The sequence below is a fragment of the Pseudobacteroides cellulosolvens ATCC 35603 = DSM 2933 genome (genome assembly GCF_001262605.1).
Classification (GTDB): domain Bacteria; phylum Bacillota; class Clostridia; order Acetivibrionales; family DSM-2933; genus Pseudobacteroides; species Pseudobacteroides cellulosolvens.
This window is the reverse complement of the sequence record NZ_LGTC01000001.1, coordinates 1,016,003-1,030,613: the sequence shown is the minus strand read 5'-3', so window position 1 is coordinate 1,030,613 and position 14,611 is coordinate 1,016,003. Positions and strand designations below refer to the sequence as shown.

9 protein-coding genes and 1 pseudogene are annotated in these 14,611 nt (G+C 36.7%); 2 read left to right on the top strand and 8 right to left on the bottom strand.

What is annotated here, in order from left to right:
* Nucleotides 1–81: 81 nt before the first annotated feature.
* A pseudogene (locus tag Bccel_RS04305) lies at nt 82–1,724 on the top strand (L-lactate permease).
* A gap of 146 nt (nt 1,725–1,870) precedes the next feature.
* Here Bccel_RS04305 and Bccel_RS04300 read toward each other — a convergent pair.
* From Bccel_RS04300 to Bccel_RS30855, 3 genes are all read right to left on the bottom strand, one after another.
* Nucleotides 1,871–2,449 carry a hypothetical protein gene (locus Bccel_RS04300; protein ID WP_036940841.1) on the bottom strand — a complete coding sequence of 193 codons (579 nt, stop codon included), beginning with the start codon at nt 2,447–2,449 and terminating at the stop codon, nt 1,871–1,873.
* Between the two features lie 151 nt (nt 2,450–2,600).
* Nucleotides 2,601–5,057, bottom strand: coding sequence for a glycoside hydrolase family 9 protein (locus Bccel_RS04295; protein ID WP_050753107.1), 2,457 nt, complete (start codon nt 5,055–5,057; stop codon nt 2,601–2,603).
* 34 nt (nt 5,058–5,091) lie between these two features.
* Nucleotides 5,092–7,299 (bottom strand): S-layer homology domain-containing protein, encoded by a 2,208-nt coding sequence (locus tag Bccel_RS30855; protein WP_050753106.1) that lies wholly within the window; start codon nt 7,297–7,299, stop codon nt 5,092–5,094.
* A gap of 198 nt (nt 7,300–7,497) precedes the next feature.
* Here Bccel_RS30855 and Bccel_RS04285 point away from each other — a divergent pair, with 198 nt between their 5' ends.
* The gene (locus Bccel_RS04285) at nt 7,498–8,472 is read left to right on the top strand and encodes a tyrosine recombinase XerC (RefSeq protein ID WP_050753105.1); all 975 of its coding nucleotides are present in this window, start codon (nt 7,498–7,500) and stop codon (nt 8,470–8,472) included.
* 147 nt (nt 8,473–8,619) lie between these two features.
* Here Bccel_RS04285 and Bccel_RS04280 read toward each other — a convergent pair whose 3' ends face one another.
* The 5 genes from Bccel_RS04280 to Bccel_RS04260 all read right to left on the bottom strand — a co-directional run bounded on the left by Bccel_RS04280 (nt 8,620) and on the right by Bccel_RS04260 (nt 14,603).
* Nucleotides 8,620–8,847 (bottom strand): hypothetical protein, encoded by a 228-nt coding sequence (locus tag Bccel_RS04280; protein ID WP_050753104.1) that lies wholly within the window; start codon nt 8,845–8,847, stop codon nt 8,620–8,622.
* A complete protein-coding gene (locus tag Bccel_RS04275; protein ID WP_050753103.1) occupies nt 8,832–10,316 on the bottom strand; it encodes a glycoside hydrolase family 3 protein in 1,485 nt (494 codons plus the stop codon). Before Bccel_RS04275 ends, Bccel_RS04280 begins: the two co-directional genes overlap by 16 nt.
* A gap of 8 nt (nt 10,317–10,324) precedes the next feature.
* Nucleotides 10,325–12,679, bottom strand: a complete 2,355-nt coding sequence (locus Bccel_RS04270; RefSeq protein ID WP_036940850.1) for a glycoside hydrolase family 94 protein — start codon at nt 12,677–12,679, stop codon at nt 10,325–10,327.
* A gap of 359 nt (nt 12,680–13,038) precedes the next feature.
* Nucleotides 13,039–14,028 (bottom strand): hypothetical protein, encoded by a 990-nt coding sequence (locus Bccel_RS04265; RefSeq protein ID WP_050753102.1) that lies wholly within the window; start codon nt 14,026–14,028, stop codon nt 13,039–13,041.
* A 17-nt stretch (nt 14,029–14,045) separates the two neighbouring features.
* Complete coding sequence (locus Bccel_RS04260) at nt 14,046–14,603, bottom strand: zinc ribbon domain-containing protein (RefSeq protein ID WP_050753101.1); 558 nt, start codon at nt 14,601–14,603, stop codon at nt 14,046–14,048.
* Nucleotides 14,604–14,611: the final 8 nt, after the last annotated feature.

The window sequence follows — 14,611 nt, the reverse complement described above, 5'->3', positions numbered from 1 at the left end:
TTATCTAATTCTATAAAAAACATTATTAATAATGCCAATTAAAATTATTGTTAATGCTTCCCAAATAACATTGAAAGCTTAATGTATTTTCTTTTCTGTTCACTAAAAAATTACAAGGGGAGTGTTTTTGTGTCTGAGCTTTTATTAACATTGTTACCTATTGTTGTCTTATTGGTTATGCTGGTTGGACTAAAGAAGCCGGCAGATATTAGTGGTATTGTCGGCTGGTTAGTTGTATCGGTTGTAGCTGTTTTATTTTTTAAAACAAGCTTTGAGGTTATAGCTAGGTCGACAGCTGCAGGATTTATAAGGTCATTTACAGTATCACTAGTTGTTGCTGCTTCAATGCTTCAGATGGCTTATATGGAAAAAACGGGTGCATTAAAAAGAGTGGTCATATTTTTAAAAACCATAGCGGCCGATAACAAAGCAGTGCAGATCATGATTATTAACATTGGATTCGGTACCTTGATGGTTGCTGTAGGTGCAACTCCCGGATCAGTATTGCCTCCTATCATGATGGCTATAGGTTACTCCGCATTCATATCTATTGCTCTTCCTTCCATAGGCTATGACTCATTATGCACCTATGCATTATTGGGAGCACCTTTGGTTGTCTTTGTGGATACTGTTAATCAATTCCTTGGAAAAGGCCATGAAGTTACCTTATCCCAGGTAGGAAGTATATTTTTTATGTTCCTCCCTGTAGTATCAACTTTGATAGGTTTTTCAATGCTTTGGATTGTTGGCAAATGGAAGGCAATAAAGGAAGGATGGCTGCCATGTGCCATATCAGGATTGGTTATTACAATAGTATCCTATTTTACAAACAAGGTTGACAGACTTGTTGTACTTACCGGTATATTCTGTGGAGTTGCAGTTATTGCAGCAATGATAATATATCTAGTTGCAACAGGCAAGAAAGTTATAGATAAAAGCAAATTGACAAGAGATGAGCTTGAATATGAAAAGTCTTTCCCTCTATGGAAGGCTCTAGCACCCTGGGGGCTGCTCATCATACTAATACTTGCATTAAACATACCTAAAGAATCATTTGAATTCCTTTATAAAACTCATCCGGTGCCCATCGAAGGAATTGCTGCAAACGGAAAACCAATACTCACCAGGGCATTATGGAATGCATACACATGGATATTTGTGAGCATATTCCTTTCAATGCTGATTTTAAGACCAAAGGCATCACAGGTTAAGGAAGCCTTTGTTGTATGGAAGAAAAGAGCACCGAGACCTGTTTTTGCAGCAGCCATATTTTTGTTATTGGCGAGATCATGAATACAGCTGGCTTTAACATGGTCACAAAAAAGTTTGAGACTGAAAGTATGGTTCAGGTTCTTGCCAATTTTTCGGCTAAAACCTTTGAAAGCATCTATGGTGGTGTTGTAGGATTTGTCGGGCTATTAGGCGGATTTATAACAGGCAGTGAGGCTTCTACAATCGGAATGTTCGGTAACTATGCATTAAAAACAGCTCAAGGTCTTAACATGGATTTAAACAGTCTTCTGATAATCGGAGCAGGCCTTGCTTTTGGCGGAGGCCTTGCAAGTGTAATATCCCCTGCCAAGCTTCAGAATGCTGCAGCTTCTATTGACAGAATGGGAGAAGAAACCAAGGTTATAAGGACTGCATTTGTATTTGCACTCATTCTTACTACAATTTCTTCAGCACTTGTTATGATTATACTTAAAACCGGTATTGTAAAATAATTCAGATATGAAACGAGTGCTGCATATATGCGGCACTTGTTTTAATATTATTACAATTCATACAATGTCTGTTCATTACGTTCATATTCTGCATATATATTTACATTTTACATACCTTAAACTTGTTCTCCTTGTTTTACTCACATTCACAGCCACTCCATATATTTTCGGGCAGTATTTTTACAAAAATTAAATATTTTTTCTTCATTATACTCTAGGGAAATTGAATTAATATTGCTTTCCGAGTGTCTTTTATAAACTCTTTCTCTATACGAATCCATATCATATTGGGTTATTGGCAGTTCTGTCTTAATAACTGACAAATCGGCATTTATAATTTGAGCCCATATTCGAGGTGCCCAGTCAATATGATGATAAAGGTAATAACTTGCTAAACCTGTTTCTTCTCTATATTTAACAAACCAATTCTCACAGGCACTGTTATTTATATATTTCTCCTTAAATGCCGGTATCATTATTTCATCCCAACAAGCATCTACAAATAAATGCACCAACCATCCGGTTTCAAAGGGATTGTTATTATCAATCTTTTTTCTTAATTGCCTAAGTGCTTCCATACGGTTTGATGTATTTCTAAAATGAATTTCATCTTTAAATTTTCTATCATTTGTATAATCAGGTACAAAATTACCAACCCAGAATAAATCCGATGCTTCTGGGTTTATTTCATATGCTGCAAGCAGATGAATCATTGTTGATGGCATAAATCATTCTCCAATCTTTTTAGTTTTAATAATGTGAATTTAGTTTATTAATCGCTGCAATAAGAAATTATGTTATGAAATACAAAAGTTTTTTGGATAGAAAATCCCTCTGCTTAAAATATAGCAAAGGGATTTTCTAACTTGTTTTTTATTATTTCTGATATAAATAGCCTAAGATATAAACCAAAGGTGAATTCCAGTAAATACAGATCTCGTTTGTTGCGTAGCTGCCATCTACGTCAGCATAACATTTGGCAGGCGGTGTTTTTTCATCTACCATTTTTGCAACAGGATCACCATTAACATCCATTATATATCCGTTTGGTCCTCCTACAAGCATACCAGGGACAGCTTGTTCATTTATGACTGATTGACGATGATGCGGATGTTTGGCTGCCTTTTCTCCATAACCTGTCACATAGCTGATATCCATTGCATTTCGTCCTAAAAGATAATTAAGTTGGTCTAAAACAGCTGCTTTGTATTCATGTTTTTCTTCCAACATGTTTGCAATAATTAATATCATAGCACGGTCGGATAAATCCTTGTTGCTTCCCCATACATAATCATCCAATGCCACTTTATATCCATCTTTTTTCCATGTTTCAATAATGCTGGCTGCATGATCTATGAAGTTTTGTTTAATCTTCTTGTAAAGCTCATCATTTTTGTCTACAGATTCTGTTGTCAGGTATGCAACCTGGGCATAGGAACCCATGTCAGCCCAACCGAAACCGTTATCCAAATTGGATTTTCCTGCAACATATGAAGTTAAATAATCCAAATATTTTTCTTCTTTAGTGGTCTTAAAAAGTTCAGCTGCTGCCCAGAAAAGTTCATCTTTGGCATTTCCGTCATTATATGTACCTGTTCCGAAGAATGAAGGATCAACATATGCATTCGCATCAGGATTTGCTGTAAGCCATTCCCATGCTTTTTTTGCAGCAACCATACATTCTTGTGCAAATGCAGGATCGATTTTATTATACATGCGGTATGCATAAGCCATTACAGCAGCAAAGTCAGCAGTAGCTTGTGCTGAAACAGGTGATAAATACAACTGGTCTTTATCAGCCTCAGGAAGTGCTGTCATAGACGCATGATTCTTTGTTGTTACTTTGTGATATACTCCGCCTGTAATTGGATTTTGCATTTTAAGCATCCATTCAATTTCATAGCGAGTTTCTGCCAAAATTTTATCCGGCCCGCCAAAGTCTAGATCAGCCATAGCTGGAAAATGCTCAGCAGTCAAAAGCAAATCTGCTACTGCTTTTGATGCAGGCGTTACGTACCTTCCATAATCCCCTGCGTCATGCCAGCCTCCGGACACATCAATTTCTACACTTCCGTAAATTTCATTTGTAGGATCATAATATTTTGCTTTTCCAGTATGACATGGGTCGTGGGCAAACTTTTCACCTGCATATTCTTCGGTTATACCGTTTCCGCCGCAGCGTTGATAATAAAATACCTTTAGAACACCAGCTGTTAAGCCATCATAAACATTTGGTTCTATTTTAAATACAGGTGACTTGTCTGCACGAACCTTTATGTAGAAACTTCCTTCAAGGTTAAAGTTTGTAAAATCTGCCGAACGTGTTATATCGCCGCTTTTTTCATCTACTAAAACTTCACCTTTTTCATCTGCTTTATAAACCGGTAGATTACCAGTCATAAAAAGCTTGTCATCAGCTGTGTAAAGCTTAAAAGTACGATCTTGTGAAACCACAAAAGCCACTTTGGAATCATCAGGACGATAGCCCACCTGATTTAAACGAATTGGATTTGCTTTTTGCTCCTCAGGCAACGATCCTTGAGTCATTACCAGACTAAAATCATCAAAACATATATTTTGATTTACATCGGAAGCAGTCCCTGCCTTGCCAAGGTTAAAACAAAGGCGAGCTGCAGTATCACTGTCATAATCCATTGTAAACTCTTTCTCGTAAGTCTGCCAATCATTTTTAAATGTCAATGATTTATCATCCAAATATCCTATGTAAGTACCGCCGTTTTGCTGTATACGAACCTCGGCACTGCGTTCAGTATCAGCTTTGTAACGGAATTTAAGCTTGTATTTGTTACCCTTGTAAAGTTTCATACCATCCTGGAAGAATTGTACTGCATAATCCTCTGTTCCGGTATTTTTAATGTTTAATCTGCCTTCACCGCTTGATGCGTTGAAAGTGGCTGAACCGCCAACCATAGTATAGATTCCCCAATTTTTAATTCCCTGCTCAAATCCGGGGTTTTTAACCATGTTAGCGAGGGGATCTTCCTTTTCTACTGTAACAGTAAGATCAGGATGCATGATTTTAATATTATCAATCATAATTTTATAAGTTTCTCCAGCCGTTCCATAGCCACCTACCTGGAAAGCCCATTTCGCCTGGCATGTATCGGAAACTTCAAAATCATTTTCAAATGTAAATGTCTTCGTTGTATTAGCCTGAACAGAAACCGATTTTATTAAAATTTGCTTATCCGCACTATCAACAATCTGGAATTTCAAGTCTTGAGCTATCTCTGAATAAACATCAAATGTAACACTATAAGTTCTTCCTTTTTCCAGTGTAAAAGAGACGGGTTTCCAACCATCACATCCCATGGGTACTGAGTACCGCCGTTAGTGGTGATTACACCTACACCATCAACAACATCAAAGGTTGATTTGTTAGCCCAACATCCTCCTTTTCCGCTGCTAAGCTGCCATTTACTGCTACATCTATCATTTTTGGCACTTCTTTGACTTCAACATTATCTATGCTAATCCTATAGTTTTGTCCTTTTGTACCAGCACCACCGAGTTGGAAGGCAAACTTGGCAAGACAATCATCTGAAACAGTAAATTCATGAGTAATTTTTGTAAAACCGTCTGATGTTTCAAAGGATTTAATTGACATTTCTTTATCTTTTTCCTCTGAATTAACTAATTGCAATATCCCCTTCTGGCTAACTTCTGAATATACATCAAAGGTTACAGAATAATTCCTTCCCTTATTAAGCTGGAAAGCAAGATAATTACCAGCCATAACATCCCAAGGATTAGCAGTACCTCCAGGTACAGTCAGTACTCCTACACCGTTTTCTGCGGTAAGACTTATATTAGCACCTGGCCACCAACCATTTGTAGCATCACTGAAGTCACCATTTGTTACTTTATTTTTGAATCGATTGGGATCTTCAACTGGTTTATTCGGATCCACATAATCTCCTAAACGAGTAAAGTAAGCATTATCCAAACCAACTCTATGAATATTAAGGTCTTTATCATTATTAAAATAACCTAAACGAACTGATAAATTAACAGCAGTGTCATCCTTTAGAGAAAATTTAATTTTATTAGTGTTCCATCCAATGTTTAATTTAACTTCCTTATCTAAAACTGATTCCACTTTTTCATTGGATTTTTCTAGCACTATACGGATGCTGCGATTAATATCCGATCTCACTCCAAATACTAATTCGTATTCACCGCTTTTTAAAGTATATGGATCTATATGTATAAGCTGTATATCATCCTCTGAAGTACCTGTATCTGATATCGTAACAGCTGCGGCATAGACAAATTCATACACTGAACTTGTAACGGATGTAGCACTTGCTACAGAAGCGGTAGATACAGTATAAAGATTCCAGTCACCTAATTTAGTGGTTTGTTCTGACAGAACAACTGGAGTAGCAGTTGCTGGAGCTATAGTTGCTGGAGCTGTAGCAGTCGGTGTTGCTGCATCTGTTGACGTTTCTGTAGGAGCTGGAGTTGCAGTAGAAACCTCAGTAGCAGTCGCTGCTGGTGTTGCTATAGATGTTGGCGTTGCTGCAACAGTTGCTGTAGCTGTAACCGATACTGTTGCTGTAGCTGTAGCAGTCGGTATTGATGTTGCAGTTGCAGCCGGTGTTTGTGCTTCTATAGATGTTGCTGTTGGCGTTGCTGTAGCTGTTGCTATTGTAGTTGCAGTCGATGTTGCAGTTGCTGTAGCTGTAGCAATCGGAGTAGATGTTGAGGAGTTTGAGCCCGAAGAACTGCCTCCACCGGAATTTGATACAGGTGAATATGTAGGAGTAGGACTTGTAGGTGTAGCAATTGATGTGGATTTAGCTGTTGGAGTCGCTGTAGAATTAACAGTTGGAACTGGTGTTGCACCACCGACTCCTGGAATTTTCTCAGTTGGTTTAACAACTGTAATCTGTTCTAAAAATTTTGCTATAATGGCAAATGCTTCTGCTCTTTTAGCTTTATTTTCAGGTTTAAAACTTCCATCCGGATAACCGCTTATAATTTTCTTAAATTTACAAATCATTGCGGCTTGATAGTACCATGCGTTTTCCTTTATATCGCTGAACTTTTCTTTCACATTTAAAGCATCTTTTGCATCCCACTCATTAATACGGACCAATAAAGCACAGATTTCAGCCCTTGTAATGGGACCATTTGGCTTAAAGCTTCCATCCGGATAACCGGATAAAATACCATTACTTGATGCGATATCAACAACTTCCTTATACCAATCAGTGGTATTGACATCTTTGAAGGACTTTGTTTTCTTACTAATTACTGATAAATTTTTTGTCTTAACCAGTACTGATAGATATTCAGCTCTTGTAATATTGGCATCAGGCTTTATAACATAACCGCCATTTGCAGCATAACCTTTAATGTAACCTTTATCGGACAGAAATTGGATAGGCTTTTGAGCCCAGTGTCCAATAAGGTCATTAAATACTGTTTCCTGCTTTGCTTGTCCAATTTTACTATCGGTATTGCTTGCGGCAAAAGCAATACTACTCATGAAAATTTGGACAACGTACACCATGGTAAATAAAACTACCATTAACTTTTTTTGTTTCATCTTATACCCTCCTATAAAAAATTAGTTCTGGAATTGAGTTACCTTTTATGTCTCTTAGGTAAATTCCATTTCTAATTATATGCAGAGTACACAAAAAAAACAATAGAGCAATCCATTTTAAATTGACTTTGCTTTTATATTTAAAAAATTATAAAATAATTATAAGATAAATAATAACTAAACTTTTGAGGTATACAAATGAAAAATATTAACGATTATGAAATGCCAAATATCCTTCGCGATTTTTTAAATTACATGCAGACAATCAAAGGAAAATCCGTCAATACCATTCAAGTGTACTTTTATGACTTAAGGGTTTTTTTCCGATTTTTGAAGGTTCATAGAAATATAGAAAAAAATAAGGATGAGTTTGATAAAATAATTATTACAGATATTGATATTGATATTATTAAGACTGTCATATTAAGTGATTTGTATTCCTTTATGTCCTTTGTTAGCAACAGCCGGGATAATTCTGCCCATGCCAGGGCCAGAAAAGTCGCAAGCCTTAAGTCGTTTTTTAATTACCTGACAAACAAAGCCAAGCTATTGGAAGTTAATCCTGCCAGTGAGTTGGAATCGCCCAAAATAGTAAAGCGTCTTCCCCGCTACCTGAATGTCCAGGAAAGCAAGCAGCTTCTAGATTCTGTCAGCGGAGAATACTCAGAGCGTGATTTTGCCATAATCACACTATTTTTGAACTGCGGGCTGCGACTTTCAGAGCTTGTTGGAATAAACTTGAATAATATAAAAAACAACACCCTTACCGTCATAGGCAAGGGTGATAAAGAACGTATGATTCCTTTAAATAAGGCATGTATTGATGCCATCGAATCATATATGTATGTTCGTAAGGTTGATGGTGTAAAGGACAAAAATGCTCTGTTTTTAAGCGAAAGAAAACAGCGTATCAGCAAGGTCACTGTTCAGCATATAGTTAAAAAGTTTATTAGAATGTCCGGACTTGACCCAAGCAGATACTCTACCCATAAACTAAGACATACAGCTGCAACACTTATGTACAAATACGGAAATGTTGATATTAGAGCTCTTCAAGAGCTGTTGGGCCATGAAAGCATAGCCACAACAGAAATCTATACACATCTTGACAAGGAGCAACTAAAAGATGCCGTTGAAAAAATCCGCTTTCCAATTTCACCAGAAAGTAAATAGTGCACAAATTAAAAAAAGGCAAAAAAAGAAGGCTTTATTAAGCCTCAAAAATTATAACTTAGGGAATTAGTCTTGCATGCTATAAATAACAAAAATAAAAGCCGTTTTAAGTCGCATTACTTTAAAAATTTTTTAATAAATTTGAATCTATAATGTTATACCGTCGCCTCTATCAAAAATCCCTTTTAATGCCACAGGTGATTTACCTGCAACCTTTTCTTCACCAAGCCATGCCTTGACAGCTGCCTGCTGGGCAGGTGGAGTTTCATCATAGGTGCACATATAAACACCAGCATTTGGGCAGTGATACATAACATAAGGATCTCCGAAGGCCGTTATTATAACAGGCGTATCTATGTTTAATAGTCCGAACATAAAAATCTCAGTGAGCTTTTATTTGGTATAAGTGTGCCTATTCCCCAGCTTGGAGCTATAAAGAAATTAAAGAACACATAATCAGCCTCTTTTGCCTTGCCGATTATTTCATAGATATCTGCTACAGTCATATGAAGAGGAATGTTGTATTCCTGGACCTCTGCTCCCCTTTTTCTTAAAAGCTCAGGGGTTTTATCCCTCATAACTATAAGCTCCTGACCCTGGACCGTCAAAGTTTCCTCGTCAGGATTGAAGGTGGATAATACAATTACCTTCTTACCTTTTATATCTTTAATTGGTAAAACATTATCCCTGTTTCTCAATAAAGTTATTCCCCTGGAAATAGCGTCAACGCTTAATTTGTCGTATTTTCCCGGTGTAAAGAGCTCATTTATTACACTATCCTCAAATGGAAGTCCCATATCAACATTAAGACCAGCCTTAACTTTAGCATTTAAAATATTGGTAACAGCATCGTCTATACGTTCAATTGGAATTATTCCTTCTTTAGCGGCATTTAATAAAGCATCGTATTCCAAATAGAAATCATCCGGATTGAAAACCAACAGCATATCAATACCTGCTAAAATGGACTTAACAGCAACTTCCTGCCTTGAATAATGAGTAGTAATTCCACCCATGTTTAAGGCGTCTGAAATGGCAACTCCTTTAAAGCCCAGCTCTTTTTTAAGAATGTCGGTAACTATTTCCTTTGAAACTGACGAAGGTACAACCCTGCCATTCTTAGGGTTGATTTCCGTTGTAAGTGATGGCACTTCAAGGTGTGCAACCATAACAAAAGCAGGATCAGCTTCCTTAAAGGTCCTTTTATAAGCTTCAAGGAAGTTTTCATACATCTCTTCTCTGCTGCAGTTTATGATTGCAGTACAAATATGCTGGTCCATATCAGTAGCACCATTACCTGGAAAATGCTTTACGCAACCCAACATACCATTTTCCTGGATTCCTTTTATATAAGGAACTGCTAAATTGCAAACAGTATCAACATCTTCGCCATAGGCTCTAATGTTGACATCAGGATTAAGCCTGTTGGTGTTCAAATCAATTACAGGACTGAATGTCACTGTTGAACCTATAGCTCTTCCCTGCTTTGCAATACATTTTCCAATGTTATACTCAAGCTCGGTATCTCCTGCATTTCCCCTTGTCATTGGACGTGAAACCCTTAAGGCCCCATCCACAACCCAGCCTGGACCACATTCATAATCGCCGGCTATCAGAACAGGAATCTTTGCAGCTTTTTGAACACTGCTTGAAAAGCTCACAAGACTCTCTTTTGTAAGGGAGGAGTGAAAAACTCCTCCTAAATTATATTTTTGGACTTCGCTGATTATCCTATTGTGGCTTTCAATGCTATCAATATCATAGAAAAATACCATCAAAAGCTGACCAACTTTTTCTTCAAGGCTCATCCTGTTTAAAGTTTCAATAGTCCAATTCTTATCCATTATATTATTTACCCCATTATAACCTGTACAGTATGTGTTGAACCGCTTTCAAATACAGGTATCTTATCAACAGCTTTGCCGTCTACTACAATTTTCTTGACACCTTTATTAACTTTATCAGGGTTTTGTACTTCAATTAAGTATGTTGCACCCCTGAATACTCTCTTAACTTTGTAAGTTTCCCATGACGCAGGTATGCATGGATCAACAATGAGACAGTCATATCCTGCCCTTACACCAAGTATATACTGGCTTGCTGCAACCAGGTTCCATGCTGCTGTACCGCTGAGCCATGAGTTTCTTCCTATACCGAACTGAGGATGCTCTTTACCGAGTATGTTCTGTGGGTAAACATAGGGTTCAACCTCAAGGTGATCTGCTTCATTGTTACGTGCAGCAGGCATAATCTGCTTATAGTACTGGTATGCCTTATCCCCATTGCCCATCATTATTTCTGCAATCATTACCCACGGGTTTGTGTGGAGGAATATACCGCCGTTTTCCTTTGCTCCTGGAGGATATGTTGTTATACCTCCCTTAGTTTCATCAAACTCGGTATATGCAGGGTACATTGCAACTATACCGTATTTTGTATTGAGGTGAGTTTCAACGGAATCAAGGCATTTTCTAGCATATTCACCTTCTGCTACTCCGCCTAAAACAGCCCATGACTGTGAATTTATAAATATCTTACCGAATGCGGCATCCTTGGTTCCAAGGGCATTGCCGTAGTCATCGAATGCTCTCTTGTACCATTCTCCATCCCAGCAGGTTTCGTTAATGGCATTTTTCATAGTTTCGAACAATTTTATATAATTTGCTGCATCTTCCTTTTTACCGAGGAATTCAGCTATTTCCTTCATTTCCATTGCAGCTCTGCAGTAAAGCATTGATGTGAATACGCTCTCTGCAACTCCAAGACCTACATCAAGATTAAGAGTGTCGTTCCAGTCTGCACGACCTGCAAGTGCTATTTTATGAGGTCCTAAATTGTTTGCTGTAAAATCAAGTGCCTTATTTAAGTGTTCAATAACAGTTGCTTCTGTTTTCTTGTCATTATACAATACTTTTTCATTAAGGAATGCGTAATCCCCAGTTTCCTTGATATATGCGTTAACAGCCAATATAAGCCACAAATGATCATCTGAGTACCAGTCGAATTTCTTAACCGGAGCATCACCCGATCCGCCTTCACCTGTAAGCGGGAAGAATAAGTGATATGCCCTTCCGTCTGTGTACTGGCATTTCAAAAGCTTAATGATAAGACCTTTTGCTTCTTCCGGAATTGTGTGCATAACGCCCAATGTATCCTGTGCACTGTCCCTGATACCCATACCCCTTGCAAGACCAAGCTGATACAAGGATACAAACCTTGACCAGTTGAAGGTTGTTTTACACTGGTATTGGTTCCATGTGTTAAGGAAAAGATTCATTTCTTCATCAGGAGTTTCTACAAAGAGATTTTCAGTGTATTTTTTCCAATACAGATTGAGTCTTTCAAGTGCTGCATGTGCACCCTTTGGATCGAGGTAATCTTTAAGTTCATCCTTTAATACAGTTTTGTCTTCAGCATAACCCAGTACAAAAACTATTTCCTTTTCTTCGCCTTTTTGAAGTTCAACATCAATACAGAAGGCACCTACACCGTTCTGGCGAAGTGAAATTGAGTTAGAGCACGCTCCCTGCTCAACAGCTATAGGATTTGCTTCAGATCTATATTTTCCAATGAATGATTCGAGATTTGTATCGAAGCTGGAAACCTTTTCACCTGTAGCTATAAAAGCGGCACTTTTTGCTACGTGGTGTGGGTGCCAAGTAATTATTCCGTCATTATAGCGGCCTTGATTTATTTGCTGAACCCAGTCAACGTTTTGCTGGTCTGCAATAGCATCCCAGAAACAGAACTCTGCATATGTGAAAATTTGCATCTTTTTAGTTATATTAAGATTGTTTTTAACTTTTACAATCCATATTTCAAAGTCTCTGTCATCGGGTACAAAGTATGTTACATCCGCATTTATACCCTTATACTCACCTTCAATTGTGGTATAACCCATACCGTGTCTGCAGCAGTATGAATCGAGCTTCTTCATTGTAGGCTGGAATCCCGGATTCCAGTACTCACCTGTAACAGAATCCCTTACATATATGTATCTTCCAGGTCTGTCCATTGGTATATTGTTGTATCTATACCTAAGAACCCTTCTGTTTTGAGGATCCTTATGGAAACTGTAACCTCCTGCTGTGTTTGAAACAATACCTCCATATTTACCGCTTCCAATATAATTAATCCACGGTGTTGGAGTATCAGGTCTTACAATAACATACTCACGTGCTTGACGATCAAAATAACCGTACTTCATAATTTTACCTCCTGAAAATTTTTTGATTAAATGTTGTCAAATGTATGATAAATTATGCCTTTTATTTATATTAAATTAAATGGAATTTTGAGATTGCAACATCTAGTTTATAATAAGGTAATTAGATGCTTTTGTCAAGCTATAAATATACTACAAACGGCTTATTTCCTAAGCTTGGAATATATAGGCAGTAGAGTGTGGCAGAAAATAATAAAGTGATTTTTCAACCTATATTTTTACATATCCAGCACCAAAATTATGGTACTGCAGATGTCATAATTTCTTACGACATCATCAAGGTTAAAAAATCACTCCATGATTTGTTTTGTCTAATTAGTCATACCATTCAAAAATCAAGATCATATTGCTTCAGTAACATCATAATCTCCATTATGGTTTAAATCATCTAAATGGTTGTAATAGCCGTATAATTCCACAAATAGCTTTAGATTTTCCATTTCTTTGGCGGTTAGAATATGTTTGTGCAGCTTTTTACCTTCAAAAATCATTGTAACTTTCTTTGCTTTTGCTATTTTCTTCACTGTATCAAACATTTCAGTATTATGGATATAATATAACAAGCACCACTCAGCCACTTTATCATAACCTGTCTGAGATTTTTTATTTTCTATACCAATCGGCCATTCGATAATTTCTCCATCTACATCAAAATTTATTTTGTTGAAATCAATGTGTGAGTCTCTAATAAATCCTGCAATCAGCATAAGTGCTGCATAGTCATCCACTCCAACATATAGCCTGGGCTCTATATTTATATTTTCAGTTATATTGACGCTTTTAGTGCTGTAGCCCTTTGGAGAATAAATATTGAAGCCATATTGACTGTCATGACCCTTAGTTAACTTTGAAATAATTTCTTTTTTTCTTTTTTCCTGCCTCTCTTGTTCTGCAACTTTTGCATCAATTTTATTTTTTCTATATGTACTGACCTTTTTAGTAATGGCGGCATTATTAGGGAAATAACTGCTTATTTTCTCCAATTCACTAATTGCATCATCAAACTTCTTTTTAGAATTTAAAGCATCAGCTTTCTTAAATGAATCATTCAAAAGCTTTTTTAAATAACCGTCTTCTATTGACTTTAATCTGGTATCTTCCTTATAATAGCTCTCTATTGAATGTACAGTTTTGTATGCATCCTCATATTTACCGTCACTGCTCATTTTTTCTGCTTCATCAATATAATAGTCATACATATCCTTTACACAGACATTTATCTTGTTCTGGGACTTTTTATAATTAGTGCTGTCATCCTTTATTACAAGCTTATATTTTGAAATAGCCTCTAAATATTCTTTTTCTTTAAGTGCTTCTTCTGCAGCAGCCATATTATCCTTTGAATCTTTTATTTTTGTAAGACTCTTTTCTTTTCGCTTATTAAAGGTTTTAAAAAAACTAGTTTGGAAAGCCCTTCAAACCACTTTTCAAGCTCATCATAGCTTACTTTGTCATCAATAAAGCTTTTACTTAATACCTCCACCCTATCCTTTAGATTTTTTTCAACAGTGGATAAAACCTTAGTTTTAACGGCATAAGGCTTACTATTTTTAATTTTATCATAAGATATTTTTGCAGCATTAAAGTTTTTAACCTCAACTTTTTCCGTAACAGAAGAAACTTGCTTGTTGTAAAGGTACACATAATTATACAAGTAATATGTCAACGGAATTGCAGCTAAAAAAAACAAAACAACAGATACAATAGCTATTATCATTTTTTTTGATTTTCGCGATTGTGTTTTTATTTGCTGTGTATTAACAAAATATTTGGAATAGTAGGATTCGTTTGTGGTATCCTGGTTGTAGGAATTGTCATTTTCTAAACTGGAGCTTAAATCACAGCCACAATAATTACACTTATGGTAATCATTATTAACTTCTGAATTGCAATTAGGACATAACATTTTTTTAT

Bases quoted from the DNA above. Each gene is read 5' to 3' on its own strand.
- Bccel_RS04265 (WP_050753102.1), bottom strand. From the start codon at position 14,028: ATGGCTGCTGCAGAAGAAGCACTTAAAGAAAAAGAATATTTAGAGGCT.
- Bccel_RS04285 (WP_050753105.1), top strand. From the start codon at position 7,498: ATGAAAAATATTAACGATTATGAAATGCCAAATATCCTTCGCGATTTT.
- Bccel_RS30855 (WP_050753106.1), bottom strand. From the start codon at position 7,299: ATGAAACAAAAAAAGTTAATGGTAGTTTTATTTACCATGGTGTACGTT.
- Bccel_RS04295 (WP_050753107.1), bottom strand. From the start codon at position 5,057: ATGGGATGTGATGGTTGGAAACCCGTCTCTTTTACACTGGAAAAAGGA.
- Bccel_RS04260 (WP_050753101.1), bottom strand. From the start codon at position 14,603: ATGTTATGTCCTAATTGCAATTCAGAAGTTAATAATGATTACCATAAG.
- Bccel_RS04300 (WP_036940841.1), bottom strand. From the start codon at position 2,449: ATGCCATCAACAATGATTCATCTGCTTGCAGCATATGAAATAAACCCA.
- Bccel_RS04280 (WP_050753104.1), bottom strand. From the start codon at position 8,847: ATGTTCGGACTATTAAACATAGATACGCCTGTTATAATAACGGCCTTC.
- Bccel_RS04275 (WP_050753103.1), bottom strand. From the start codon at position 10,316: ATGGATAAGAATTGGACTATTGAAACTTTAAACAGGATGAGCCTTGAA.
- Bccel_RS04270 (WP_036940850.1), bottom strand. From the start codon at position 12,679: ATGAAGTACGGTTATTTTGATCGTCAAGCACGTGAGTATGTTATTGTA.